The sequence below is a fragment of the Butyrivibrio sp. FCS014 genome (assembly GCF_000526935.1).
In the GTDB taxonomy this organism is placed as follows: domain Bacteria; phylum Bacillota; class Clostridia; order Lachnospirales; family Lachnospiraceae; genus Butyrivibrio.
In genome coordinates this window covers 344,207-370,404 of the sequence record NZ_JAHA01000003.1, presented here as the reverse complement: position 1 = coordinate 370,404, position 26,198 = coordinate 344,207, and the positions used below count along the sequence as shown (strand labels likewise).

General features: G+C 46.0%; 22 protein-coding genes. All 22 read right to left on the bottom strand.

Going from position 1 to position 26,198, the window contains the following annotated elements; all coding sequences use genetic code 11:
• Window positions 1–120: 120 nt before the first annotated feature.
• Window positions 121–918, bottom strand: a complete 798-nt coding sequence (locus T456_RS0101965) for a response regulator (protein WP_024864675.1) — start codon at window positions 916–918, stop codon at window positions 121–123.
• On the bottom strand, window positions 918–2,213 hold the full coding sequence (locus T456_RS20925; protein WP_024864674.1) for a sensor histidine kinase: 1,296 nt from the start codon (window positions 2,211–2,213) through the stop codon (window positions 918–920). Before T456_RS20925 ends, T456_RS0101965 begins: the two co-directional genes overlap by 1 nt.
• 177 nt (window positions 2,214–2,390) lie before the next feature.
• Window positions 2,391–5,441 (bottom strand): glycoside hydrolase family 2 TIM barrel-domain containing protein, encoded by a 3,051-nt coding sequence (locus tag T456_RS0101955; protein ID WP_024864673.1) that lies wholly within the window; start codon window positions 5,439–5,441, stop codon window positions 2,391–2,393.
• Window positions 5,442–5,459: 18 nt separating this feature from the next.
• Window positions 5,460–6,299 (bottom strand): carbohydrate ABC transporter permease, encoded by an 840-nt coding sequence (locus tag T456_RS0101950; protein ID WP_330369670.1) that lies wholly within the window; start codon window positions 6,297–6,299, stop codon window positions 5,460–5,462.
• Window positions 6,292–7,191, bottom strand: coding sequence for a carbohydrate ABC transporter permease (locus tag T456_RS0101945; protein WP_024864671.1), 900 nt, complete (start codon window positions 7,189–7,191; stop codon window positions 6,292–6,294). Before T456_RS0101945 ends, T456_RS0101950 begins: the two co-directional genes overlap by 8 nt.
• A gap of 111 nt (window positions 7,192–7,302) precedes the next feature.
• Window positions 7,303–8,688 (bottom strand): ABC transporter substrate-binding protein, encoded by a 1,386-nt coding sequence (locus T456_RS0101940; protein WP_024864670.1) that lies wholly within the window; start codon window positions 8,686–8,688, stop codon window positions 7,303–7,305.
• A gap of 193 nt (window positions 8,689–8,881) precedes the next feature.
• Window positions 8,882–9,823: a helix-turn-helix domain-containing protein gene (locus T456_RS0101935; protein ID WP_024864669.1), complete on the bottom strand. Its 942-nt coding sequence runs from the start codon at window positions 9,821–9,823 to the stop codon at window positions 8,882–8,884.
• A gap of 13 nt (window positions 9,824–9,836) precedes the next feature.
• Window positions 9,837–10,496 (bottom strand): 5-formyltetrahydrofolate cyclo-ligase, encoded by a 660-nt coding sequence (locus tag T456_RS0101930; protein WP_197026845.1) that lies wholly within the window; start codon window positions 10,494–10,496, stop codon window positions 9,837–9,839.
• An 11-nt stretch (window positions 10,497–10,507) separates the two neighbouring features.
• The gene (locus T456_RS0101925; RefSeq protein ID WP_024864667.1) at window positions 10,508–11,320 is read right to left on the bottom strand and encodes an alpha/beta hydrolase; all 813 of its coding nucleotides are present in this window, start codon (window positions 11,318–11,320) and stop codon (window positions 10,508–10,510) included.
• A gap of 21 nt (window positions 11,321–11,341) precedes the next feature.
• The gene (aat, locus tag T456_RS0101920; protein ID WP_024864666.1) at window positions 11,342–12,001 is read right to left on the bottom strand and encodes a leucyl/phenylalanyl-tRNA--protein transferase; all 660 of its coding nucleotides are present in this window, start codon (window positions 11,999–12,001) and stop codon (window positions 11,342–11,344) included.
• A 15-nt stretch (window positions 12,002–12,016) separates the two neighbouring features.
• Window positions 12,017–14,272 (bottom strand): AAA family ATPase, encoded by a 2,256-nt coding sequence (locus T456_RS0101915; RefSeq protein WP_024864665.1) that lies wholly within the window; start codon window positions 14,270–14,272, stop codon window positions 12,017–12,019.
• A 90-nt stretch (window positions 14,273–14,362) separates the two neighbouring features.
• Window positions 14,363–14,662, bottom strand: coding sequence for an ATP-dependent Clp protease adaptor ClpS (locus tag T456_RS0101910; RefSeq protein WP_024864664.1), 300 nt, complete (start codon window positions 14,660–14,662; stop codon window positions 14,363–14,365).
• Window positions 14,663–14,744: 82 nt separating this feature from the next.
• On the bottom strand, window positions 14,745–16,490 hold the full coding sequence (locus tag T456_RS0101905) for an NAD(P)/FAD-dependent oxidoreductase (RefSeq protein WP_024864663.1): 1,746 nt from the start codon (window positions 16,488–16,490) through the stop codon (window positions 14,745–14,747).
• Between the two features lie 57 nt (window positions 16,491–16,547).
• Window positions 16,548–17,825 carry an aminoacetone oxidase family FAD-binding enzyme gene (locus T456_RS0101900; RefSeq protein WP_024864662.1) on the bottom strand — a complete coding sequence of 426 codons (1,278 nt, stop codon included), beginning with the start codon at window positions 17,823–17,825 and terminating at the stop codon, window positions 16,548–16,550.
• Complete coding sequence (locus T456_RS0101895; protein WP_024864661.1) at window positions 17,826–19,466, bottom strand: oligosaccharide flippase family protein; 1,641 nt, start codon at window positions 19,464–19,466, stop codon at window positions 17,826–17,828.
• 40 nt (window positions 19,467–19,506) lie between these two features.
• A complete protein-coding gene (gene ybeY / locus T456_RS0101890) occupies window positions 19,507–20,010 on the bottom strand; it encodes an rRNA maturation RNase YbeY (RefSeq protein ID WP_024864660.1) in 504 nt (167 codons plus the stop codon).
• Entirely contained in the window at window positions 19,994–21,205 is a 1,212-nt protein-coding gene (locus T456_RS0101885) for a hypothetical protein (protein ID WP_024864659.1), read from the bottom strand. Before T456_RS0101885 ends, ybeY begins: the two co-directional genes overlap by 17 nt.
• Window positions 21,195–22,250, bottom strand: a complete 1,056-nt coding sequence (locus T456_RS0101880; protein WP_024864658.1) for a PhoH family protein — start codon at window positions 22,248–22,250, stop codon at window positions 21,195–21,197. The genes T456_RS0101885 and T456_RS0101880 overlap by 11 nt, the downstream gene beginning before the upstream one ends.
• 15 nt (window positions 22,251–22,265) lie before the next feature.
• Window positions 22,266–22,748 carry a 23S rRNA (pseudouridine(1915)-N(3))-methyltransferase RlmH gene (gene rlmH, locus T456_RS0101875; RefSeq protein ID WP_024864657.1) on the bottom strand — a complete coding sequence of 161 codons (483 nt, stop codon included), beginning with the start codon at window positions 22,746–22,748 and terminating at the stop codon, window positions 22,266–22,268.
• Window positions 22,749–22,763: 15 nt separating this feature from the next.
• Window positions 22,764–23,816 carry a hypothetical protein gene (locus T456_RS0101870; RefSeq protein WP_024864656.1) on the bottom strand — a complete coding sequence of 351 codons (1,053 nt, stop codon included), beginning with the start codon at window positions 23,814–23,816 and terminating at the stop codon, window positions 22,764–22,766.
• A 93-nt stretch (window positions 23,817–23,909) separates the two neighbouring features.
• Entirely contained in the window at window positions 23,910–24,773 is an 864-nt protein-coding gene (locus tag T456_RS0101865; protein ID WP_051464944.1) for a DegV family protein, read from the bottom strand.
• A 26-nt stretch (window positions 24,774–24,799) separates the two neighbouring features.
• Window positions 24,800–26,185, bottom strand: a complete 1,386-nt coding sequence (gltA, locus tag T456_RS0101860; protein ID WP_024864654.1) for an NADPH-dependent glutamate synthase — start codon at window positions 26,183–26,185, stop codon at window positions 24,800–24,802.
• Window positions 26,186–26,198: the final 13 nt, after the last annotated feature.

The window sequence follows — 26,198 nt, the reverse complement described above, 5'->3', positions numbered from 1 at the left end:
CACTCATTACAATAACGGCTTGTTTTCTGATAATTTACTTAACTATCTAAACAAAGTCTTAAAAGTTTCTAATTTCACCAAAATTGACAAAAAAAGACCAATGAGAACCGTCCCATTGGTCTATTTATCATCAAAATGTATTGTTGTATTCTTCATCTCGGCCCAGCTGTATTCAGCCATATACTGGCCTCTGTATTCGTTAAGGGCTTCCACGTCTCCCTCTAGAAGCCTGTAATAGTCGCAGTCCACCAGGTCACGCCTTATGGCAATCTCTCTGTGCTCCCTTATGAGCACCTGCTCCATTCCTATGCTTTTTAGCGTGTTCTTAAGGTCATTGATGATGACCCTGATGCGGTTCTGCTCTGCCTGGGTGTCTCCCCCGTCCTGCCAAAGGGCAAGGGCTATTTCACCGGGAGTACAGGCAGCGCCTTCTCTGTCTATAAGGTAGGCCAGAATTTCTTTTGACTGCTTTCTTTGGAATATAACAGGTTCGCCGTGCCAGTATACATCAAAGTGTCCGAAGCACTTTACCACCAGCTTGTCCTGAACCGGAGGCTTTTCGGCAGGCGGATGATACTCAAGCTCACGTTTTACATCCTCTACAGTTACCGGCTTTAACAGGTAGCCCTGAGCCTTTATCCTGAAGGCCTCTATGGCATATTCCTCGTATCCTGTTATAAATACAATCCTTGTTAATGGTGAGAGTTTTTTTGTCTTAACAGCAAAATCAAGCCCTGAGATTCCCGGCATTTCAATGTCGGTAAATACCATATCAGGCCTTTGACCGCTTTTAATTGCTTCCAGAGCAGCCGCTGCTCTGCCAAACGTCAATATTTCCGCATTCGGCGCAGCTTTTTCAATTACCTTTTGGGTTTCCTCCAGGATGAGTTCTTCATCATCTATTGCAAAAATGAGCATTATTCTTCTCCCAAAGCCAGTTTGATCGTAGCCTTTGTTCCGCGCCCCATGACAGAATCGATTATCAGTTCACCGCCAACAACACTTTCGACTCTCTTCTTAACATTCATGATGCCTACATGAGACTTCTCCTTATTCTCATATACTTTTTCCAGAACAAATCCCGGACCGTCGTCCTCAACAATTACTTCCACATGATCATCTACGCGCTTTGAGGTAATGGTGACGGTTCCCTTACCGCTGGATTTTTTTCTTACTCCGTAAGTAACCGCATTCTCTACAAGAGGCTGAAGAGTCAGCGTAGGTATCTTAAAATCTGTAAATTCAATATTATATTCAACCGAAAGGTCATTGCCAAAGCGCAGTTTTTGAAGGTCTATATAGCCCTTGACGTGGTTGAGCTCCTGTTCAAAGGGAATAGGTTTATCGGTCGTCATTGAATCCATGTTATAGCGCAGATACAGGATAAAATCATCCATAGCTTTCTGCGCCTTTTCTGAATCCGTGGCAACAAGGTGTTTAATTGTCGTAAGGCTGTTGTACATAAAATGAGGCTGGATCTGCCCCAGAAGTATGTTAACTTTTAGCTTGGCATTCTCAGCTTCTTTAATGTAATACCTCTCTGTCTGATCGCTTATGATATGGACAAGCAAAAACGCGGCTGAGATAACTGTGCTCAGAGCTATGATATGTATTCCGAAAAATCTTGACTGCACGATCATTGCAATCATAGGCACTATGGAAAATACCAGAAAAGCCTGTCTTTGTTTGGGCCTTAAGCTCTTTCTTCTGTACCAGAGGGTGGAAAGATTAACACAGGAAATAATAAGTGTAGGTAAAACCAATACAGGAAACAACGGTCCCCTTCGGTACTCATTCTCGGCATCAATATAGTATATTTTCCCGGAAAAGATGTTATAGATCAAAAGAGCTGTATAAACTATGCAAAGAGCCACTGACACGCCAAAAATCATGTGGTTCATCCATCTTTCTTCGCCACTTTTATACAGCAGAAAAGCAGTTAGTATGACCATTAGCAAAGGAGCTATAAAAGCCTGGCCAAACATTACAAAGCGGGAAAGCAAAACCCAGAAGTACTCTGTCTTAAAGTAGATGAGTTCTCTGATGAGGATAAAGATGATATAAAGACTCAGCACGGAAAACAACGCAGCAATGAACCTTCCCGTCTTTTTTTCAATATTGCGGTTTATCCATACCTGAAAAAGTCCAATAAGTGATATGGCAAAACCTGCTGTTATGAGGATCAGATTTATGGTCCTTATTTGATCGGTCATTCTTTAAGCTGTCTCCGTTGTTATACAAATCAACAATCGCAGTAAATTAAGAACTATTTAAGTATATACTTATTATACAGAACCTAACATTATATTAAAAATTAAAAAATAAGAAAAAACGGGACGGTTCCCTTAACCTCTGTTACCAGGTAAGTCAAAAAGAACCGTCCCCATATATTAAATACCCCTAAAGAAAAACTCAAATTTAATATTTCCCGAATTCGGAAGAAGGTACTGCGGATGAGGACTAGCCCCCCAGCTGTCATCTCCTGCAACACCCATCTGCATCAGGCTTGCCCTTACTACCGTGTAATGAACCTGCGGAAGCTCATATGAATGCATTGCATTCTCCACTTCGTGAGGTGTAAAAGGAAGTGCACTGAAGTAGAAAGGCTTTCCAAAGAACATCATTCCGTGTCCCTTCCTGTCAGTAACCTTGCCATATCTTACATCACACTTGTTGCCGCACTCCTGTGGCATAAGATACTTCGCCATGTTGTCCTTAACTTCATTATGATAAATGCCAAGCTTTCCGCCCTGCTTTCTGTCTGCATAGGTCTCTTCCGGTCCCAGGCCGTACCAGGTAACCTGATCGTAATCCGCATTGAGCTTGAACATCATACCAAACTCAGGCATATCACCCAGCTCTTTTACCGCATCATAGCTCATCTCACATCTGATGGTACCGTCTCCGTACACTTCATAGGTCACAAAGCACATCGCCATAGGCGTTGTGGGAAGCAGATACTTATAAGTGATACTGATGCTGTTCTTATCAGGCTTCACCTCAGGCATTTCACCCTGAAGAACCCATGGTCCCTTCAGTGTATTGTAAAGACTTGCTATCTTCCACTGAGCATAACGGCATGTCATCATATAGCCGTTATCATTGTCGGTAGGAGCTCGCCAGAAATTAGGCGCAGGCGTTTTCTCGATCATCTCTCTTCCGCAGTACACATAGGAAACCAGCGCTGCTGCAGGATATGTGAACATGCAGGAGAAGTTCTCGCCATAAACTCCAAGGTTGTTGTTGCCCATAACAAATCTTATGGGAGCATTGCTCTTATACTTATAGGACACCTTATTGAGGGCAGCCTGTCCGAAGGCAACCTCATGTCCTGCCTTAGCCCAGAGCGTATCCTTTTTCAGGGCAAAAGAAACAGTGAACACCGCCTCTTTTTCGCCAAAGCCCGCTACCTTTTCAAGGATTTCCGAAGGTACGGCAAAGCTTCCCGAAGAAAGTGGCTTAACACTAACATCCAGCTTCACCTTTGCAATCTCTTTTCCGTCTGCCAGAAGGATTCCAAAGCAGTCGAAGGCATCCGTATTAACAAAAAGATTCTTGTTGATGACCTTGAACTTCTTGCCGCTCTTCTCAAACTCAACAGAAATATTCTGATAGTTGAACTTGACCTCCTGCATCTTGGGCGAAGGTGTTCTGTCGCCGTAAACAATACCGTTTCCGCTGAAGTTTCCGTCATTTGGCCTGTCACCGAAGTCTCCGCCGTAGGCCTCAAACTCTTTTCCATACCTGTCCTTCTTAAGTATGGACTGGTCGATATAGTCCCAGATAAAACCGCCCTGATACCTTGGCTCAGTATCGGTAAGATCGGTGTAAAGGTGCATGCCGCCGCAGGAATTGCCCATGGCGTGGGTATATTCACAGCAGATAAAAGGCTTGTCCTTGTTTTCCTTTAAATGCTCCTTGATGGCAGCCACCGAAGGATACATCTGACTTTCCATATCGGAAGTTCCGGGATAGCTTCTGTCCCTGAAAACGCCCTCATAGTGAACAAGTCTGTGGCCGTCAAGCTCCCTGAACCTGTCCGCCATCTTCGCAATGATGCTTCCGCCGTAGGACTCATTTCCAACAGACCAGATCAGGATAGAAGGATGGTTCTTGTCACGCTGATAGCAGGAATTGATCCTGTCAAGAAGCATCCCCTCCCAGATTGGATTGTCCTTGGGAACAAGATACTCCTCTCCAACAAAATGCCTGTCATAAGGCTCCCAGGTTCCGTGGGTCTCCATGTTGTTCTCCGCAATAAGATACAGACCGAACTTATCGCACAGCTCGTACAGAGCCGAATCGTCGGGATAATGGCTGGTCCTTATGGCATTGATGTTGTTTCTCTTCATGGTGATGATATCTGTAAGAAGCTCATCCCTGCTTGGAACGCGGCCGTTTATATGGCTGAATTCATGCCTGTTCACGCCCTTAAATACAATGCGCTTTCCGTTAAGGAGCATCAGGCCGTCCTTCATCTCAAATCTTCTGAATCCAACGTACTGTCTTATGACTTCGCTGACCTTGCCTGCACTGTCCTTCACGGTAAGAAGCAGCTCATACAGGTTTGGCTCTTCTGCACTCCACAGCACGGGATCATTGATATTAAGGCTTCCCGTTGTCTCAGTATCTGAGGTAAAGGGAATTGTTCCCCCAAGGACCTTCTCGCCCTCAAAGGAAAGGCTGACATCTATGGTGCCGCTGCCGTTCATTCTTGTTTTGAACTTAAGCTTGGCATTCTTTAAGTTCTCAGAGACAATCGGCTCCACCGAAAGGTCGTAAACATGGGCCTTCGGCACCAGATACAGGTACACGTTTCTGTAGATCCCGGAGAATCTGAAGAAGTCCTGGTCCTCGCACCAGCTGGAGGGTGTCCACTTGAATACACGAACAGCCAGCTTGTTCTCGCCCTTTATCAGCTTATCCGTAAGATCAAACTCCGCCGGGTCAAAAGAGTTCTCGCTGTAACCCACATATTCCCCGTTGAGCCAGAGTGCAAATCCGCTCTCCACTCCCTGGAAGGAAATGCACACCTTGTCCCCCTTAAAGTCTGAAGGAAGGGAAAAGAACTTTACATAATCCGCCACGGGATTAAAGGCTGTAGGTATCTGCGGCGGAGTCAGAGCCTCTTTTCCGTCCCAGGGATACTGGATATTCACGTACTGAGGCTTGTCGTATCCAGCCATCTGAATGTGGGAAGGGACACTTATCCTGTCCCAACCTGATACATCATAATCTTTTTCGTAAAAGCCTTCGGGAGCTTCATCAAAGTTCCTGGCGTAGTGGAAATGCCAGGCTCCGTTAAGGCTGAGTCTGTAGCCTGACTGCCCAAAATCCATCTCCTCCATGGATCTATAGGCAACATGATCCGAATGCGCGGGAAGTCTGTTCTGCGCAAATACAGTCGGATCTTTTACTATTTCATAAATAAATTTCTCCATAACCCTCTCCCACGATCATTATTTAACAGATCCTGTAATACCTTCGGCAAACTGCTTCTGAAGTACGAAGAATACAAACATGGTAGGCAGTGAGCAGAATAAAACGCCCATCATCAGCATACCGTAGTCAATAGTGTATCCACCTGCAAGGTTGGCAATAAGCATAGGCATTGTCTGTGCTCTGTTATCGGTCATTACGACTCTGGGCCACATGTAGGCGTTCCAGGAGTTCATGAAAATAATAACTGCAGCTGCTGCATAAGTAGACTTCATAACAGGCATGTACATGCGGAAAAAGATCATCAGCTCGGAAAGTCCGTCAATTCTTGCCGCCTCCATGATATCCGGCGGGAAGTTTCTGGAATTCTGTCTGAACATCATGATCATAAACGGTGTAGAGATACCGGGAAGTACGAAGCCCCATACCGTGTTGAGGAAATGGAACTTACTCATCATGGTGAAAAGAGGTATCATGGTAGCCACACCCGGGATCATCATAGCCATAAGAAGTATCGCAAACAATATGTCTTTTCCCTTGTCGTGATAAAGCTCAAAGCCATAGCCTGCCAGTGAGCAGACAAAGATACAAAGAAGTGTCTGCGCCGTTGAATACAGGCATGAGTTTCCAAAGGATTTCCACAGATTGGTGTTGGCAACGAGATTGTTGAAGTTCTCGATCATATGTGTGCCAAACCAGATCTTACCCCTTGATACATCTACCGTAGCATTGGTTGCCGCTGTTACCATCCAGTACAGAGGGAACACGGAGAAAATAGATGCTATGGTCAAAAAAATGTATGTAGGTATGAGTCTTTTCTGAATAGCGCTTGAATTTTTGATTTTTTTATTCTTAGTCACGTGTATCACCTACTTTCAGATTGATGGCTGCCAGTATGGCAACAAGAATAAATACGAAGAATGACATAGCTGATGCATAACCGAAGTTAGCGACACCCTGACCAAAGGAGTTATTGTAAATGTAATGAGACATTGTGATGGTGGTGTTTGCAGGTCCGCCGTTTGTCAGGTTCACGGACTCATCAAACAGCTGCAGTGTTCCGTTGATGGACATGATGAAGGTCATGATGATAACGGGACGAAGAAGCGGTACTGTAACATACCAGAAGGTCTTCCAGCCGTTGGCACCATCAATCTTGGCTGCCTCATATACAGAGTATTCTATGTTCTGTAATCCTGCGAGATAAAAGACCATGTTATATCCCGTCCATCTCCAGATAAGGGCGATGATGATAACTATTCTCGCTGTGGATGTGGTTCCGAGCCAGTTGATATTGTCTGAAATTATGTGTGCTTTCATTAGGATTGAATTGATAAGTCCCTGAGTTGCAAATAAGCTCTTGAAGATAAGCGCATAGGAAACAAGTGATACAGCGCAGGGAAGAAAGATCATCGTACGGAAAAGTCCGCGGAATTTAAGATCCTTATTGTTAAGAAGCTGAGCAAGAAGAATTGCCAGGATCAGCATGATGGGAACCTGGATTATAAGATACAGGAAGGTGTTGCCCACCGATTTCATAAACATTTTGTCCTGGAACATGCGCTTATAGTTGTAGTTAATTGGATCCGCCCAAACCATGTTGGCTGATGAACCGGTCTTAAATGAAGTTATAAGAGCCCTTACCATAGGATAAAAGCTCATAACTATGATCATTGCTGATGCAAGAACCAGGAAGAGCCAGCCGGCAGCCTTCTGCTTGGCTAAAAGCCCCATAGTTTTTTTCTTTTCCATAGTTGTACCCCTTTAAAATCTCTTTTATACCTTAACACTTTGTTGTTTCTTTAAAATATGGGGAACCGGAACTCCGGTTCCCCATTGGAATACTAAGACCTCACCAAGTGATTACAGTCCCATCTCGAACTTAACCTGATCTTCTGCGTTCTGAAGCTCTGTATCAAGGTCTGATCCGTTGATTACGTTTGTGATAGCTGCGCCGATCTGTGTACGTGCTGTGTAGTGGAAATCGTTCTGCTCTACAACAGGAACGTTTGCACCCATAGCTACGATGTCAGCATATACTGACTGGCCATTGAAGAAGTCAACGCCTTCCTGGTAAACATCAGACTTGGAAGCTGAGATACATGTTCCGATAACACCACCGTTACGAAGTGAATCATCGTATGTGCTCATAGCGCCTTCTCCGCCGCCGAAGGTGTAAGCAAGGAATGCCTTAGCAAGCTCAGGCTTTGAGCAGTTGCTTGTTACATAGAGTGAAGAACCGCCGTTTGCAGCATAGCCTTCTTTACCTGTAAGTGTAGGAGCTGATGTGATTGCCCACTTACCGCTGTTTTCAGCAACCTGCTTCATTGTAGGAATGATCCAGTTACCGTTGAATACGCCTGCAACCTGGTCGCCGATGATTGATGTATCTGTGTACTCTGACCAGTCGTTGCAAAGGTAGATAACGCCGTCCTTAGCGCCTGTGATGATAACATTGAGGATGGCCTTAAGCTCTTCGTTGTTAACGAAGTTAGGAGCTCCGTCCTTCCACTGTGACTTGCCTTCAGCCTGCATCATCATGTAAGGAAGGTCATCTCCGTTGTGGTCCATGGAAACAAGGTACTTGCCTGTCTTAGCCTTTACATCACGGCCGATCTCAAGCCAACGATCCCATGTGATACCTGTTACATCATCAAGTGTGTATCCGCACTCTTCAAGGATATCTGTACGATATGCAAAGATTGCTGTTCCGTTATCAACGGGTGCACCGTAGTGCTTGCCGTTAACTGTTGAATATGAAAGCTTCTCAGCACCGAAATCGCTCCAGTCGATTCCTGCATCCTCAAGGTCAACCCATGCATCGGGATAGTTGAGAACATAGTTCTGAATGTAGTGATCCTGGAAAAGAACGATATCAGGAAGCTGTGAGTAATCTCCTGAAGAAGCTGCAAGTGTGATTGCATTCTCAACGTCAGATGAAGCAGACTGCTCAACGATGTTCAGCTTGAAATCAGGATCTACAGTCTGGTAAGCCTTCTCAGCAGCCTCAAGTGCAGGGATGTTGAAGTTCTTATCCCATGCATAAACTGAAAGCTCATGCTCACCCTCTGAAGCAACGTCTGCTGTTGCAGGTGCCTCTGCCTCAGTTGCTGCAGGTGCTTCTGCCTGTGTAGCATCAGCTGACTCTGTAGCTGCAGGTGCTGTTGTCTCTGCTGCGCTTCCGCATCCGGCAAGCATTGTAGCTGTCATTGCTGAAGCAAGAACCATTGATAATAATTTTCTTTTCATTAGTTTTTACCCTCCCTAAAAACTTAGACATTTTGACGGAAATTATTTATTTCCGCCTCGGTTATATGTACATTATAACAAAGCAAAAATAAAAAAATGCTCATTTTTTATCCTAAAATGAGCATTTTCAACCAAATATGTCTAAAATGTGAACGAAAACGTTTAAGAAATTTACGAATTCGTCAATTAGTATTCACCATCCTTTAAGTGCATTTATCCTGTAGTCCAATAATTTGTTTACATAGTTCTGCTTGTTCTTTTTGAACTGATAGGGACTGGTATTAAGGTACTTTCTGAAATTTCGGTTAAAGGTAGAAAACGTGGTAAAGCCGCATTCCGCCGCAACTACTTCCATTGAGTGGTCTGTCTTACTCAGGATCTCACTGGCCATCTGAACCCTCACCAGGTTCACATAGTCCATAGGTGTCATGTTTACACCTTCCTGGAAAACCCTCCTGAAATTGGTCTCACTCATATTGCAGCACTCGGCAAGCTCTGATGCCTTAATGGGCTCGGCAAAATGGCTGTCTATATATTCCAGCGCAGGCCTGATGTTCATCAGGATAGCCTTATCCCCGCGTTCTTCCCTGTTTTCGTTTTCGTCGTCCTTTGACTCCTGGAACCTGATAAGCATCAGTACAAAAGCCTTTAGCAGATTCTTGGTGGTCTCAACATAATAGGGATTCTTGTCCCTCATCTCCTCCATTATCCGCTTTATGAGTTCCGCCATCTCAGGATGCTGGGCCTGATCAAATATGTCCGCTCTTTTGTTGATTATATTGACAGCTTCTCTTTGCTGCGTGGGATTGTCAGGAAAAAGCTGCCTCACAACCGCGTCCGCATCAAAGAAGATATACTCCCAGAAATTAGTATCCGTGCTGTAGGTTGTATGCGGAAAATTGGCAGGTATTACAGAAAGCATACCGCCTCTGTACTTAACGGTCTTCTCATCCAGAATCAGATCACCGCCTCCGTTTCTGCAATAACCAACCTCAAAGAGATTATGGAAATGAAGATACTTGTCATCCCGGCCGTAAACCATGATCCATCGCTCGCCAAGAAGGGCCAGACAGCTCTGCCCCTGAGGTATCTCATAAAATCTGAATTCTATTGTATCCCGTCTTTTTCTTCCCAATTCAAACTCCCTGTTAATCTATCTGAGACTCATCTTCCCCGGCACCGATAATCTCGTTGCAGGTTATGATACTGTCGGGTCTTAAATCTTCCGGCTCCAACGGAAGCCTGCCTTCATAAATCTGACAATCAAAGCACAGCGCAATAGTCGGAATCTCCTTATTCTTTGCAAGATATCTGTCGTAAAATCCGCCGCCGTAGCCTATGCGGCCCATCTTTCTGTCAAAGGCAACTCCGGGCATGATCATCAGGGGAAAAGAAACATCGGCTTCCCGGTCAGCGTCTACTGACGCCGCATGCAGCTTTCCTGCAGATTTTGGACAGGCCTCACCATAGATTTCGCTGTCAGGTCCTATCTCCGGTTCTCTTATCCCAAAGTACCCTTCCTTAAGGTCCTCCGGTGAATAGATCCGGACAAACTTCATTTCAGAGGCCTTCCTGTCCGTAACCTTCGGGCAAAAGACTCTTTTCCCTTCCGACAGGCAGTCAAGGATTATATCGTCTGTAGCCACCTCGGACCTTGTTGACGCATAGATCAGTACATCTGTTGCGTTTTGGTACTCCCTTATGCCTGTGAGGATTTCAAATATCTTCCTGCTTTTTTCTTCTGTTTCTGCCTCAGTATAGCTGTCTCTTTTTGCCAGAATCTGTTTTCGTATGTCGTCTTTAGTCATTACATTATCCGTCATTTCTTAACATTGCCGCTGCTGACGCCCATGCTCTTTTCCTCAAGGGGAAGCCAATCCAGAACCTTCTTGATCTCTCTGTCCCAGAATTCCCACTCGTGTCCGGCTTCTTCTTCAAACCAGACAACATCAGCGCCCTTCTCTTTAAGGTAATCCCTGAATCTTACGTTGGCATCGTAAAGATCATCCACTGTTCCGCAGGACATATAGAACTTTGGCATGGGTCTTCCTTCACTTATCAGGTTCTCCATGCATACCCTCGGGTTCATATCAGTCTTTGCACTTTCTTCAAAGTTTCCGAAAATGTGATGCTCCGCCTCAAGATGGGCAATATTCTCATCAAAAATATGTATAGCCGAAGAAAGTCCGGCCACATGACTGAAGGTATTGCTGTACTTAATGCCGTTCCTTATGGCTCCGAATCCGCCCATGGAAAGGCCTGCAATGAAGGTATCCTCTCTTTTGTCAGAAAGAGGGAACATTTTTCTTGTAACTTCCACAAGCTCCTCTCCCGTGAAGATTCCGTAGTCACTTCCGCCCCTTGCGCCGTCAACGTAGAATGCGTTGTCCCCGGAAGGCATGATCACAGCAAGGTTCTTCTCCTCTGCCCATCTCTGGATCCTGGTAAAGTTCACCCAGTCGGTGTAATTTCCAAGAAGCCCGTGTAAAAGATACAGTGTCTTAAACTTCTGTCCCTCCTTCATGGAGTACTTAAGCGTCTCAAAATCCAGCTTGTCCGCAGGAAGTATCACATTAAGCGGAACCTCTCTGTACAACGCTTTCGATAAGTAGCTTACCTGTAAGTATGCCATTTTTACGCTCCCCCGAAATAATTATTTGTTTGTATCAAGCCCAATATCAATGAGACTTTTATACTCCTCATAGGTTATATATTCGCCGCCCATGCTCTCCAGATGATCGGTGTGAAACTGGCAGTCGATAAAGACATAGCCGTTCTCCTCAAGGACTTTTGCAAGAAATATCAGCGCCAGCTTGGAGCCATTCTCCATTTCCGAATACATGCTCTCTCCAAAGAAGCACCTTCCAAGACTTACTCCGTACAGCCCGCCGGCCAGCTTGCCGTCAATAAATGCGTCCAGGGAAAGAGCCAGATTATTGTCGCAAAGGTTACAATAGGCCTTTTCCATTTCGTCCGTGATCCAGGTTCCCTCGTTAAATTCCCTTTTGATCCTGCATCTGTGCATTGTATCCGCGAAGTCCCTGTTTATCTCAAAGCCGATCTCATGCTTTTTAATAAACTTTTTCATGGAATGAGAAATGTGGATCCTGTCCGGTCTTATTATAAACCTCTCTCTGGGGCACCACCACATGATGGGCTGACCTTTGTTGTACCAGGGAAAAATCCCGTTGCTGTAGGCAAACACCAGCCTCTCAAGGCTTAGATCCCCGCCCACCGCAAGAAGTCCGTCCTCCTCCGCAAGAGAAGGTTTGGGAAAAAATATTTCGTTTTCATCCAGTTTATAAACAGGCATAAGGAAAAACCTCTTTTATCTGCCGGCAGTGGTTATGGAGAACTCACCGTCTCTGACGGTAATGGTGATATTGCCGCCATTCTTAAGACTGCCAAAGAGAATATCATCCACAAACAAAGGCTTAATATCATTTCTGATGACACGGTCCACTTCTCGGGCACCGAATTCCTGACTGATACCTCTTACCTTCACCAGCTCTTTTGCCTTCTTATCTGCCTTAACGGTAATGTTCCTGGCCTTAAGCTGCAGTGCCATCTCGGAAAGCTTCTTGTCAACTACAAGTCTTGCCACTTCCTCATCCATGCTGTTAAAGGCAACAATCTTGGTAAGACGGTTCCTGAACTCAGGCTGGAAGGTCTGCTTTACAGCATCCATAAGAGCTCCGTTGTCCTGCTTCTCGCTTACAAAACCTATGCCGCTCTTTCCCAGCTTATTGGCACCGGCGTTGGAAGTCATGATAACGATCACGTTCCTGAAATCCGCCTTTCTGCCCTGGTTATCGGTCAGCGTCGCATAATCCATCACCTGCAATAGCACGTTAAAAATGTCCGGATGGGCTTTTTCAATCTCATCAAGAAGAAGCACAGAGGACGGGCTCTTTCTTATGGCCTCAGTCAGTATGCCGCCTTCCTCATATCCCACGTATCCGGCGGGAGAGCCGATGAGCTTGGCCACTGCGTGCTTTTCTCCGTACTCACTCATATCAAAACGTATGAGCTTCGATCCCAGCTCTTTTGCCAGGCACCGTGCTATCTCGGTCTTGCCGACACCTGTGGGGCCGACGAAAAGAAGGCTCGCTAAAGGCTTGCCATCCTCGATAAGTCCGGCCTTTGAGAATTTCACGGCGTTAACCACCTGGCTTACCGCCTCGTCCTGTCCGAAGATAAGCTTCTTAAGACGTTCCTCCAAAGTAGCCAGTCCCGCCATATCATCGGTTTCAACAGTCTCGATGGGCACACGACAGATCTTGGTGAGGATCTCGTTAATAACGTCCTTGTCAACGGTCTGGGTCTTGCCCTTTAGCATATGGAGCTTCCTGTAGGATCCGGCTTCATCGATGATATCGATAGCCTTGTCGGGAAGGAATCTCTCGTTGATATACTTGCTGCTCATCTTAACAGCGTATTCAAGAACGCCCTTATCATACTTGACGCCGTGGTAGGTCTCGTACTTCTCCCTAAGCCCCTCGAGGATCTTCACGCTCTCCTCCTCAGTGGGCTCCTTGATCTCAACATTCTGGAAGCGCCTTATGAGGCTCTTGTTTTTCTCGAAGTATTTTTTGTACTCCTCGAAGGTGGTGGCGCCTATGAACCTGATATGCCCGTCAGACAGATAAGGCTTTAACATATTTGATGCGTCAAAAGAGCCTTCTCCAACCGCTCCTGCTCCTGATAAATTGTGGATCTCGTCGATATAAATGATGGGCCTTTCCTCTTTACCGATCTCGGAAAGCACCTTCTTAAATCTCTTTTCAAAGTCGCCTCTGTACTGGGTTCCAGCCAGCATACCGCCAAGGTCAAGGGCAAATACCTTAGCTCCCTTAATGGCGTCCGGAACCTCATCCTTCTTAAGAAGCTCAACAAGGCCGTAGGTAATGGCAGTTTTGCCAACACCGGGTTCTCCAATATGAAGGGGATTGTTCTTGTCCTTCCTGCAGAGGATCTGAATTGTCCGCTCCAACTCTGCCTGCCTTCCTATCAGAGGATTTACATCTTTAAGCGTATCATTGAGGCATGGAGCGTAAAGCTTCCAGTTGTCTTCCTGATTTCTGTGACCTGAGGGATGTCCGCCCTCACCATCAGACATTTCCTCATTGCCAAAGGGCATTTCGTATCCGTCCTCCTCGCCTGCGGCATCTTCTATATTGGCCATCTCCTGTAAAAGATCCGCCTCAGAAAGCTGCTGTTCCAGATAGTACTTGGCATAGCTCTCATCCAGATTCCAGATGGCATGAACAAGATGCCTTACATTTATCTCCTCGTTGCCGCTGCTGTAGGCGCTTTGCCCGGCAAAGGCCAGCACGAAATTAAGCCCCGCTGAAAGCTCCGGCTCTTTTCCCTGAGTCTTCTCGATATAGTCAGAGATATAGGCGTTCAGCTGCGAAGCCAGAATGGTGCCGTCTCCGCCGCAGTAATAGAAAGCCTCCGCAAAGGTCTCATCCTGCATTATGAAAAGAAGCAGCATCTCTGGCGTAACGTATTCATAATTGTTCTCACGGGCATATTCCACAGTTTCCTGCAGAATCTGCGCGGTATTCTCTGAAAGCTTCATGTTATGGTCTCCCGGATAGTCTTTGTGGCACTTGGGGCTTGGCTCTTTCTTATGCCTCTTCCACTGTCATGTGGAAGGGGAGTCCCCGGCTTATGCTTCCTCCACCGTCATGCGGAAGGGAAATCCCTGGCTCTTGGCCCGTGAAAGGGCTGCATTGACTTTGGTGTTTGCGATGTCGTAGGGGTACTTACCCACAACAGCCTTGCCCTTCTTGTGAACGTTCAGCATTATGGCCTGTGCCGTCACTTCATCCTTATGGAAAATATCAACAAGAACCTCCACCACAAAATCCATGGTGGTGAAATCGTCATTGTGCATGACAACGTTGTACTGCCTTGGTTCCTTGATCTTACTTTTTGATTTTTCTTTTACCGCGTCCTGTGTAGACATGGTTTGGACTCCTTGTATATGTATATCTGTTAAATATTTACCTGATCAAATGGCTTAAGGCCACAAATCTTTTAGCAACCTATTAGCCCAGCTGCGCAGCCACCAGTTCGGCGGTGCGGATGCCATCCATTGCCGCAGACATGATTCCGCCTGCGTATCCGGCGCCTTCTCCGCAGGGGAAAAGTCCCTTAATGTTCAACGACTGGCCGTCGTCGCCTCTGTTTATCCTTACAGGAGAAGAGGTTCTGCTCTCCACTCCGGAAACCAGGGCGTGATCATCATTATATCCTTTTATGGTGCGGCCGAAGTTCTCCATTCCTTCAACAAAGGCTTCGTTGAGGTCGTTTGGAAGGATCTCGTGGACAGCTGCAAATTCATAAGCTCCCTTCATTTGAGGCGTGAAGGAATCACCGATATTACTGCTACTATCTTGGTTTGAATTCAATGATCCAAATGCCTTCTTGAAATCTCCATAGTACTCAACGGGGATCTTACCCTTGGCCAGGTCGAAGGCTTTTTTCTCAAGCTTCCTTTGGAACTCCACTCCGGCAAGAACATCATCGGAGCCAAAGTCCTTGGGATCTACGGTTATTATGATGGCTGAGTTGGCGTTTTTGCCGTCTCTTTTACTGTAGCTCATTCCGTTGACGCAAAGCCTTCCCTCCTCGGAAGATGCGTTAACCACATATCCTCCGGGGCACATGCAGAAGGAGTAAACTCCTCTTCCCGCCCCTGTAGTGGTGGTGAGCTTATAGGGCGCCGCAGGAAGAATCTCCGGTGCATCAACTCCGTACTGGGACTTATTGATTAGACTCTGGGGATGCTCAACTCTAAATCCTACCGCAAAGGGCTTTGGCTGCATGTCGACCTGCTTTTCCTTGAGCATCGCAAAGGTGTCCCGGGCGCTGTGGCCTATGGCAAGGACCGCCGCGTCACATTCTATTACAGACTCGTTATTTGCTTTTACAGCTGCGATCCTTCCATCTGCGTCTGTGACCAGCTCTGTCAGCTGTGTTTCAAAAAGAACCTGTCCTCCGCAATCTATTATCTCGTTTCTGATATTCTTTACGACACTTTTGAGGATGTCGGTTCCGATATGAGGCTTGGACTCGTACTTAATGCGCTCCGGCGCACCATTCTCAACAAAGATCTTCAGCGCCTCTGCGCCTCTTCCCTCTTTGTCCTTTACCATGGTATTAAGCTTGCCGTCAGAGAACGTACCGGCTCCGCCTTCACCGAACTGCACATTGGTCTTAAGGTCCAGCTGTCCGCTCTCCCAGAATTTTTCAACTATCTTGCTTCTCTTATCTACATCCGCGCCGCGCTCGATAATGATGGGCTTATAACCGTGCTTTGCCAGTTCATAACCGCAGAAGAGTCCCGCAGGCCCCGCGCCGACGATTACAATCTTCCCGGCTTTGGATGTGCCGATAGCTGCATTACCGGTCTCGAATTTACCGGCGTCCCTATTTCCGGCAAGCTTTTCGACTTTCTCTCTGAAATCGTATTTCTTCTCTTCAACTACGGAGACATTCCTGTCTCTGCACTTTTTAACGATCTGAGCTTCTTTTCCTCCCTCGGCTCCACGCAAAGACACATCAATCACATACACATCGTAAAGCTCAGGCTTTTTCCTGGCATCAATCGAATGCTTTACGATCTCAAGACTTCCAATCTGCCCTGCATCGATGCGCAGTATCTTCGCAGCTTTTTTCCTGAGTACGTAATAAAGCTTAGCCTCAGCTGCCTCATTATATTTCATCCCAGAATCATCATGGGATCTATTATTTATTTCAATTGGAATCTTAATCTGGTTGATTCTTATCATATAATATCCTGTTCTTTGTAAGGTACTACCTATAGGTGAGACACGCATCTTCATTTCTTACATTGATGCCGCAGTGCCGGCGATGCTGCCGCTCATAAAGGCCCACTGCAGATTGTACCCACCGCATCTGCCGTCAACATCCACTAGTTCGCCAATACAATAGATGCCCTCATCTTTCACATAGGCAAAACGGTCGCCGATATCTCCAAGACTCACACCACCTGTTGTAACCTGGGAAGCCTGATAGCCATTGCAGTCAACAATCCTGAACCTGAGCTTTCGATAGCTATCCAGAATACACTCTGCCATGGAGGGCGAAATATTCTTCATCTTCATGCCCTTACCGAGCTTCATGCGGGACAACACCAGCTCATTTATATTGCTGTTTCCAAAGCCCTGAAGAAATTCTTCCAAAGTCCTCGTATCAAGAAATCTCATCATATCCTGCTTGAGATCCGTAAACGCCTTATCATCATAGTCCGGGAAAAAATCCACCTCCGCATAAACAGGCTTTTTCTCGGAAACAAGCTTTATCACTTCCCTTGAGGCCTGCATAACCGGGATTCCCGAAATCCCCTCAGGCGTTATCTGGACTTCACCGTATTCCCTGGCGAGTTCCTCTGTTCCCAGGTAAAAAGAAACATTGGCCATGCTCCTCACACCGGCTGCGGGAAGTCCGTCTTCTCTATCGCATTTAAAGCCAACCAGCGCAGGGTACGTATCCTTGATGCTCATCCCAAGCTGCTTGCAGATGTAATAGCCATCCCCTGTTGACATGGTGGTCTTCGGCCCTGATAAAGAACCTGTAGCCATAATAATAGCGTCGCCATCAAATCTGTCCTTATCGGTAACGACAACATACCGTCCGCCATAACGCGCGCCCGTTTCAGCACCGGATCCGTCGCCATCAGCCTTTGCACCGTCATCCTTCACTTCAATCCTCTTAACCTGCTGTTCGTAAACAACCGTAACACCGAGCCTTCTTATCTCGTCGCAAAGCGCAGTCACAACAGTGGTGGCCTGGCCGGAAGCCGGATAGATATAACCGTCTTCGCTTCTTACCACAACTCCCAGAGACCCAAAAAACCTTATTACCTCTGTAGCGCCAAAAGCTGCAAGCCAGTCTTTCATTCTGGTTCTTGCAGCAGCATTAAAACAGTCCTCTCTCATGTCGAGATTTGTCAGGTTGCATCTGCCGTTTCCCGTCATTGAGAGTTTCTTACCAAGGACATTATTCTTTTCAATTATTGTGACGTTGGCGCCGTTGCGGGCCGCATATATCGCGGCACACATACCCGAAGCGCCTCCGCCAGCGATTATAATCTTCTTAGCCATTTACTCCTCATCTAATCTCGAAGGCTGCACCATAGCGGCAAAGCCCTTAAACAGACCACCAAGCGGAATTGAACCAAGCTCATGCTTTCTGATACCGCCGGTCACGATCATGATCAGCATGTATATTACAAAGAACACAACCACGCAAAGTATAAACGTCAGTACCTCTCCGATGAGATTGGTCAGAAGCATATTCAAAAGAAAAATCACAAACCCTGCAGCTGCAGAAGAAAGCAGCGATGTAGTCCACACCTTCAGCGTACTCACTTTAAGTTTGAGCATCTTAAAGGTGATCACTGTACACATAAGGTCATATATCACAACTGCCACCAGGGTTGCCATCTGTATTCCGTAAATCCCAAGATCAAGAAGGGTAACAAAAACAAACAGTCCTGCGGCGTGAACTCCCCATCCCACTCCTACATTGAGAAGTATAAGGATCGATCTTCCCATATGATTAAGGAACCAGGAAAAGAACATTCCAACAGCGCATACGATCACAAGAACGCCGCTGACCATTGTAAAGGTGTTGGCCAGTTCATTACTTTTACCGTAGATTGTGATCTGCAAAGTCTGAGGGATTGCCAGCATAAATATCCCAACCGGGATAACCAGCATTCCCGAGAAACGGATCAGCTTCTTCAGTCTCTCCCTCGCTCCCTCATACTCATCTCGCTCAACCCTTGCCATCACCCTGTTCCAGGATTTGATAAAGGGAATGCAGCAAAGCACCGTAAAGAGAGCCACAAGGCAAATGCCCCTTCCGAAATAGCTCCCGAAGTTGGACATGAAATCTCCATCGGGATGGACCCTCACCGAATGAAGCACAAAGTATACCTCATCCACAATAAGTGCCACAGCGGCAGTAACATATAAAAGCAGGATAACCCGTACTCCTGCGATGACATCATTTTTGTTGTCAAGGTATCTTGGAGCGCCGCTCTTTACAACGTCCTTTATTTCAGCTTTTCTGATATGATAGCTGATCAGAATCTGTATAAGTCCTGTAAGAGTTCCGGCCAGAAGCCCCAGCATAACTCCCACAGATCCATAAACCGCGCTGTACTCGTCCACATGAAACAGGTCATTGACCTTAAGTCCGTAGCTGTAAAGGAATATCGTAGCCACAGTTCCGGTAATTCCGGAAACCAGAGCAACCAGAAGGTCTGCGATAAGAATAGGCTTCGTATATCCTATTCCCTGCAGGTATCCTCTAAGAACTCCCTGTACGCCCATAAGCGCGCCGCATACCGCAACAATTATCAGCTGGAAGAAGCCTCTTTCCCCATGGAAAAGAAATCCCGCAATCCTGTAGCTTAGTGCCGCCAGCAGAATTCCCAGAATAACTCCAGCTGCGCCAAAGATATTCAGGGACCTGTGCATATTGGTCTCGGCATTGAGATACTGCGATCTTCTGGCTCTTAGCCTTACCATGATATAAACTGCCTTCTGGCAGGCAAGTACCAGTCCTGTATAGAAAAATCCAAAGAATCCAAATGCCCCCGCTGTAAAATAGGAGCCTTTTTCTCCGTAGATCCTGTGTGCGATAATGCAAAAGGCCATCAGCAATGCGATTGCCCAGTATACGGAAGCCGTAAGAATATGCGGCCTTATCCTGTTACTTTCTGTATACGTCTTCATTTCGACGTTCTCCCCATTTTATATATTCCCCAAACAAAATTCAGTCTCTTGTTATACCCAGTGTATTTAAGATGCCCTCCTGCTTGTCCTCCATGACCTTTGCCTCCTCCGGCTCCATGTGGTCATATCCGCAAAGATGCAAAAGGCTGTGAGCCAGAAGAAACGCGAATTCCCTCTTTTCGCTGTGTCCGTATTCCAAAGCCTGGCTTCTTACACGGTTCTCATTTATAACTATATCACCAAACATGATCTTGTCTGTGTCGGGATCTAAAAGATCCACTCTCTGAGCCCCTTCCATAACGGTAAAGTCTCCAGGAGTCTCATAGCTTACATTGGGAAAAGACAATACGTCAGTAGGCTTATCTATCTGACGGAATTCACTGTTCATCTGCCTTATCCCCTCATCATCGGTTATGATAAGCGACACTTCAAGGTCCTCCTTGCATCCCTCGGACCTCATGACCTCATCACCCACAAGCTTGCAGAGCTCTTCTATATCAAAATCAAATTCGGCATCAACTTCATTCTCAACGTAAAAAGTCATAATACAGTTTCTCTTTCTTAAGAATCTTTCTCATCTGATCGTATTCGTAGAAGGTTACGCCGTAGTTTTTCAGCTCTCCTTCTTTTTCTTTCTTGTCGAACAGATCGTCAATGAGCTTGTCGTAATCTATCTTCACCTCTTTGTTCTGGCGAACCAGATACATTATTGAGGCAATAACCGTCTCGGAAAGCTGAACCGCAAGAGCCTCTCTGCTCTTGGCTTTACCCTTTACGGGTTCAAGATATTCATGAAGGAACTCCACGGCTTCCTCCGGGAAATTGTTCTCCAGATAGTAATGCTCCATATCTGCCCACTTGAGACCGCCATCCAGAATTCCTATCCTGTGATAATAGGAGCAGGTCTTGATAGCCCTGGCATTATAGCCAAGTCCCATGGCTATTCGCTCAGCAAGGTACGCGGTATGGATTGCCCTGAAGTACTCATCCTTGTCTTTTTCCTTAAGACTTACAAGCAGCGGATACTCGGCATCGTTGATATCCATGTAAACATCGTTGGATTTTCGAATAACGTAAACTCCAAAAATATTTAAGAATACCAGAAGTATTATGAGATTCAGCATCAGGTTCAGAACCGGCAGGATCAGGATATTGATGGAAAAAGTCCTGTTCTGGAACAGCACATTAAATGCCATAAGAAGGACCGCCTGCATCAAAAGAGATATGAACACCGGAAGTCCGATGGAGGTATTTTCCTTCAGATCCCTGAAAAGAGCCACCGCCACAATACCGGCAACGACATACATGAACAGTTCTCCCGCATCGCCGTTTTCCTCAAGCATCACCGTGATGATCACAAATCCAATCCCTGAAGCAAGCCCTATCTCCGTATTGGAGAACAATGCCAGGATAACGAACAGTGACATATAGGGCCAGAAGGCGTTGGGAACCAGGGAAAAGAGACATGACAGGATCACCATGATCATGAAGACCACGCCAAATCTGTTCTTCCTGTAAAAGTTATCGTAGGACATAGCCTCCCTGCCTCTGGATATGGCATCCAGCAGCATGAAAATAACAGTGCCCGCAATCACAAGGGATACAATGGTATTTCTGAGGATAGCCTCGTAGCTTTTCCCCATGGCAAAAGACATTCCGAAAACCATCAGCCCGGTGAACACAAACATCACACCATATAATATTTTAACTTTCCCCAGGGAAGATTTTTCATTTTCCATTTCCGGAACGTCTCTCCAGTTTTTGTATGGATTTTCTATTCTGCTTATTAACAGACTTCTTCTCAAAGTCCTCATAAGCCTTAACGATCTTCTGAACCAGAGGATGTCTTACAACATCCGCACTGGTAAGATTGATAAACTGAATCTCATCAATGTCCTTGAGTACTGCCTTCGCAACATCAAGTCCTGATTTTACATCGGGAGCAAGGTCCTTCTGGGTGGCGTCACCTGTGATGATAACCTTGGAACCGAATCCTACTCTGGTCAAAAACATCTTCATCTGAGCGGGAGTTGTATTCTGAGCCTCATCCAGAATGATAAAGGCATTATCAAGGGTTCTTCCCCTCATGTATGCAAGGGGCGCAACCTCTATAAGCCCTTTTTCCATATTCTTGATGAAGTTCTCGGTTCCCATGATCTGATAAAGGGCATCATAGAGAGGCCTCAAATACGGATCAACCTTGCTCTGAAGGTCGCCCGGCAAAAAGCCAAGCTTCTCTCCGGCTTCAATGGCGGGCCTTGTTAAAATGATCCTGCTGACCTCTTCCCGTTGAAAAGCGGTTATTGCCATAGCCATGGCAAGATATGTCTTACCGGTTCCCGCAGGTCCCAGACCAAATACGATCATGTTGTTACGTATGGCGTCTATATATTTCTTTTGCCCAAGGGTCTTGGGCTTGATGGGCTTTCCGGAAATGGTATGGCAGATCACATCCCTGTCAATATCAACAAGTACGTTGTCGTTTTCCTTCTCCCTTTTTACAGCGGGCTTCTCACCATTCTCCTTCTTCAGGAAAATGGCATAATCCACGTTCTGTTCCTCTATTGCTGACCCCCGTCTTGAAAGCTGAACCAGTTCTCTTAATATACCTGCAGCATTATCCGCATCTTCCCTGCTTCCGATGATATGCAGCTGTCCGTTTCTGTCGATTATCTCTACCCTAAAACTTTTTTCAATCTTGCGGATATAACTGTCGTTGCCGCCGAAAATATTCTTCTGGTCCTCGGCCGACAGAGATAGCGTAAGTTCTGTTATCTCACTCATTCAATAATCCCCGTTTTATTTATGATAAGGCTCACCGGTCATTATACGGTATCCCCTGTAGATCTGTTCCAGCAAAATGACTCTCATCATCTGATGAGGGAATGTCATATCCGAAAAACTGATCTTGTACTGCGCTTTTTTCATAACTGATTCATGAAGTCCCAAAGAGCCGCCGATGACAAACTGAATATGGCTTGCACCCTGAACACCAAGATTCTCAATAAATTCAGAAAAACCTTCAGAGGTATATCTTTTGCCCTCTATGGCAAGAGCACAGACCGCCGCTCCATCCTCGATGTATTTCAGAATCCTGTCGGCTTCCTTCTTCTTGATCTGATCCTCAAGAGCCTCTGAAGCGTTATCGGGAGTTTTCTCATCCACCACTTCAATTATCTCCAGCTTACAGTATCTGGAGAGTCTCTTGGAATACTCTGCTATGGCATCATTCCAGTATTTTTCTTTGATCTTGCCCACACAGACAATGCTGATCCTGGTCACTTGTATGCTCCTATATCAGTCTCTTTTGCTTCCGCCGAAAATGAGGTTGGATACGCCGTTGCCTGTGGCACCTTCCTCAGTCATGTATATATGATTGTCCTTGTTCAGTCTTGCGGAAAGAACAGGTATCTTGCCTTTCTTGTCGAGGCTGGCGTTCCTTACTGCCTCCCATTTGCCTCTGCTGCAGATGCCGTCCCACTCAGTAGTATTACCGGCATTATCAACAGTGATGACGTACATCGAGCCGTTGTACATACCGTCTGTAAATACACCGATGATGTTCTGAAGATAAATATCTGCAGTGTTCATATGCTCAGGATTATAGTCATAATGCTCCTGACCTTTACCGTTTGGCTTATCATCTGCCCATTGTCCGGTGTACATGTGCTCGGTAACAACATAGCTGCTGTAGCTTGGATAGAAGGAAAACCAGGTTCCGTCTCCGCTCCTCTTACCGTTAACCCACTGTCCGTAATAATATTGATCATTGGCATAAACTGCCAGACCTGTTCCGTTGGGAAGGCTCTCACTGTCCATTTCACCATAGTAATAGAAACTGTTGCCTCCTTCCAGTGAGTAGGTCATGGCCTCAAAGCGCTCCAAATGAACAAGGTCTCTTACTGCCTCCATATTGCCTTCAGACCAGTAACCTGACAGTTCCTTGAGCTGTTCATAGACGTCATACTGCACGCCATTGTATATGTTTCTAAGTACAGCGTGATTTGTGGCATAGAAACTGTTTCCTGAAACGGAATTCTTAGCCACATCGAGATATTCGGATACGGGTTCAAGGGTAGCAGCCACTGAAGAGTCATTGCTTTCCGAGGAACCTGCAGTACCTTCGGTGGATCCTTCGGTTGATGCTTCTGCAGATGACTTAACTAAGGGATCTGTTTCTTTTCCCTGGTCTTCTGCTCCGCTTTCGGCGTAGCCTGCAATGTTTTCGGCAAGTTTGTCCTCATCATTGTTCTTTCTGCCTGAAAGAGCCAGAACCAGTACCAATATCAAAAGAATGACCGCAGCTATTCCTGCTGTGATCGCTATTTTTATCTTTTCCTGTCTTTCCATAATTCTCCTCCAACAAATCCTCATAATTATATCATAAAAATAGCCTCGCCGCTGTAATTAGCTGCGAGGCTATGCCTAAATATCTATTATTCTTTATCGTTCTTTTCCCCAGAAGAACAATGCCAGCATTCCCGGGCCTACATGAGCTCCTGAGAATGGCTCGTGTTGACAGATGGTTACCTTGGCATCCGGGTCTGCCTCTTTTACAAGTTCTGCCAGAGTATTCGCTTCATCCAGGCAGTCTCCGTGAGAAATAAATACAACATCATCGTCAGTATCCATTCTCTTTTCGGTATACTTCTTTATGATCTCATTGATGGCACTCTTCCTGCCGCGAACCTTGCTACAGGAAACTATATGTCCTGTACTGTCACCAAAAAGAATGGGTTTGATATTGAGAACTGTTCCGATGGCAGCAGTTACTCCGCTTACACGTCCTGTCTTCTTAAGGAAATTCAGGTCATCAACGGTAAAGTACTGACAAGCATGAGGTACAGCATCATCAATGATCTTCGAAGCTTCTTTGCAGCTCATTCCTTCACGGCTGAGCTTTGCAGCTTTAAGAACAAGCAGCCCTGTTCCAAATCCGCATCCCTTTGAATCAACTATATGAACAAATCTGTCGGGAAACTCCTCCATAAGTTCTTGTGCAGCTGCAACAGCAGCGTTATAAGTTCCGCTTATGCCTGAACTCATTGAAACATACATAACATCCTGGCCGGCTTCAAGAACCGGGGTGAAATGTGTCAGGAAAAGCTGAGTGTTAAGGAGGGATGTCTTGACAACATCGCCCTTCTTAAGTCCCTCATAAAAAGGATGAGCATCAAAGCTATCAACATCTCCAAGATATGTAACAGGTTCACCGTTCACAACATAGTCGCAGGGAAGAAGTGTAATCCCCTCCAGCAACTTTTTGGGAAGGTTTGCTGAACCATCTGTAAATACTGCAAAAGACATATAAAAATTCCTCACTAACTGTCTGATTATTTATTTGAGAGATACTCATCAATACCCTTAGCGGCAGCTCTTCCTGCACCCATGGCAAGGATAACTGTAGCTGCGCCTGTAACGGCATCTCCACCGGCAAATACGCCGGGCTTGGAAGTCTGTCCGTTAGCCTCTTCGGCAACGATACATTTTCTTCTGTTTACCTCAAGACCCTTTGTTGTTGAGGAGATAAGAGGGTTGGGTGAAGTTCCCAGTGACATGATAACTGCGTCACACTCGATCTCAAACTCGGATCCGGGGATCTCAACAGGGCTTCTTCTGCCTGATTCATCGGGCTCGCCCAGTTCCATTCTGATACATGTGATGCTCTTTACCCATCCGTTCTCATCCTCATGGATCTCTACGGGGTTGGTAAGAAGGTCAAAAATGATGCCTTCTTCCTTGGCATGGTGAACTTCTTCCTTACGTGCGGGAAGTTCTTCCTCACCACGTCTGTAAACTACGTGAACCTCAGCGCCAAGACGAAGAGCTGTTCTTGCAGCGTCCATAGCAACGTTTCCGCCGCCGACAACTACGCACTTTTTAGCCTTCATGATAGGTGTTGTTGAGTTCTCATCGAAAGCCTTCATGAGGTTGCTTCTTGTGAGATACTCGTTGGCTGAGAATACACCCATAGCCTGCTCACCGGGGATGTTCATGAATCTGGGAAGTCCTGCGCCTGATCCGATAAATACAGCTTCAAAGCCTTCCTTCTCCATAAGCTCATCTATAGTAACAGATTTTCCGATAACAACGTCGGTCTCAAGCTTTACGCCAAGAGCCTTTACGTTCTCAATTTCCTTTTTAACAACATCTTCCTTGGGAAGACGGAACTCGGGAATACCATAAACCAGAACGCCGCCGGCCTCATGAAGTGCCTCGAAGATGGTTACGTCATAGCCCATCTTTGCAAGGTCTCCTGCACAGGTAAGTCCGGAAGGACCAGATCCTATTACGGCAACCTTCTTGTCCTTCTTCTCCTTGGCGCCTTCAGGCTTGATTCCAAGTTCTCTTGCTGAATCAGCAACATATCTCTCAAGCTTACCGATGGAAACGGGATCACCCTTGATTCCTCTGACGCACTTTCCTTCGCACTGGCTCTCCTGAGGACAGACACGTCCACATACTGCAGGCAGTGCACTGGACTTGCTGATAACCTGGTAAGCGGCTTCAACATTGCCTTCCTTAACCTGCTGAATGAATCCGGGAATATCGATGGAAACGGGACATCCGGCAACACATTTGGGATTCGGGCAATTAAGGCATCTTGCAGCTTCTTTTTCTGCTTCTTCTTTGTTGTATCCAAGACAAACTTCCTTGAAGTTTGTAGCTCTTACTTTTGCATCCTGTTCACGGACAGGAACTCTTACAAATCCATCCATATTTATTCTCCTA

What these genes read in the sequence shown, in the direction of transcription:
- T456_RS0101945 (WP_024864671.1), bottom strand. Translation starts at nt 7,191, where the DNA reads ATGGAAAAGAAAAAAACTATGGGGCTTTTAGCCAAGCAGAAGGCTGCC.
- gltA (WP_024864654.1), bottom strand. Translation starts at nt 26,185, where the DNA reads ATGGATGGATTTGTAAGAGTTCCTGTCCGTGAACAGGATGCAAAAGTA.
- T456_RS0101870 (WP_024864656.1), bottom strand. Translation starts at nt 23,816, where the DNA reads ATGGAAAGACAGGAAAAGATAAAAATAGCGATCACAGCAGGAATAGCT.
- aat (WP_024864666.1), bottom strand. Translation starts at nt 12,001, where the DNA reads ATGCCTGTTTATAAACTGGATGAAAACGAAATATTTTTTCCCAAACCT.
- T456_RS0101900 (WP_024864662.1), bottom strand. Translation starts at nt 17,825, where the DNA reads ATGGCTAAGAAGATTATAATCGCTGGCGGAGGCGCTTCGGGTATGTGT.
- T456_RS0101885 (WP_024864659.1), bottom strand. Translation starts at nt 21,205, where the DNA reads ATGGAAAATGAAAAATCTTCCCTGGGGAAAGTTAAAATATTATATGGT.
- T456_RS0101955 (WP_024864673.1), bottom strand. Translation starts at nt 5,441, where the DNA reads ATGGAGAAATTTATTTATGAAATAGTAAAAGATCCGACTGTATTTGCG.
- T456_RS0101865 (WP_051464944.1), bottom strand. Translation starts at nt 24,773, where the DNA reads ATGTCTTTTGCAGTATTTACAGATGGTTCAGCAAACCTTCCCAAAAAG.
- T456_RS0101915 (WP_024864665.1), bottom strand. Translation starts at nt 14,272, where the DNA reads ATGAAGCTTTCAGAGAATACCGCGCAGATTCTGCAGGAAACTGTGGAA.
- T456_RS20925 (WP_024864674.1), bottom strand. Translation starts at nt 2,213, where the DNA reads ATGACCGATCAAATAAGGACCATAAATCTGATCCTCATAACAGCAGGT.
- T456_RS0101940 (WP_024864670.1), bottom strand. Translation starts at nt 8,688, where the DNA reads ATGAAAAGAAAATTATTATCAATGGTTCTTGCTTCAGCAATGACAGCT.
- T456_RS0101910 (WP_024864664.1), bottom strand. Translation starts at nt 14,662, where the DNA reads ATGTCTACACAGGACGCGGTAAAAGAAAAATCAAAAAGTAAGATCAAG.
- T456_RS0101930 (WP_197026845.1), bottom strand. Translation starts at nt 10,496, where the DNA reads ATGACTAAAGACGACATACGAAAACAGATTCTGGCAAAAAGAGACAGC.
- T456_RS0101895 (WP_024864661.1), bottom strand. Translation starts at nt 19,466, where the DNA reads ATGAAGACGTATACAGAAAGTAACAGGATAAGGCCGCATATTCTTACG.
- T456_RS0101905 (WP_024864663.1), bottom strand. Translation starts at nt 16,490, where the DNA reads ATGATAAGAATCAACCAGATTAAGATTCCAATTGAAATAAATAATAGA.
- T456_RS0101925 (WP_024864667.1), bottom strand. Translation starts at nt 11,320, where the DNA reads ATGGCATACTTACAGGTAAGCTACTTATCGAAAGCGTTGTACAGAGAG.
- T456_RS0101965 (WP_024864675.1), bottom strand. Translation starts at nt 918, where the DNA reads ATGCTCATTTTTGCAATAGATGATGAAGAACTCATCCTGGAGGAAACC.
- ybeY (WP_024864660.1), bottom strand. Translation starts at nt 20,010, where the DNA reads ATGACTTTTTACGTTGAGAATGAAGTTGATGCCGAATTTGATTTTGAT.
- T456_RS0101880 (WP_024864658.1), bottom strand. Translation starts at nt 22,250, where the DNA reads ATGAGTGAGATAACAGAACTTACGCTATCTCTGTCGGCCGAGGACCAG.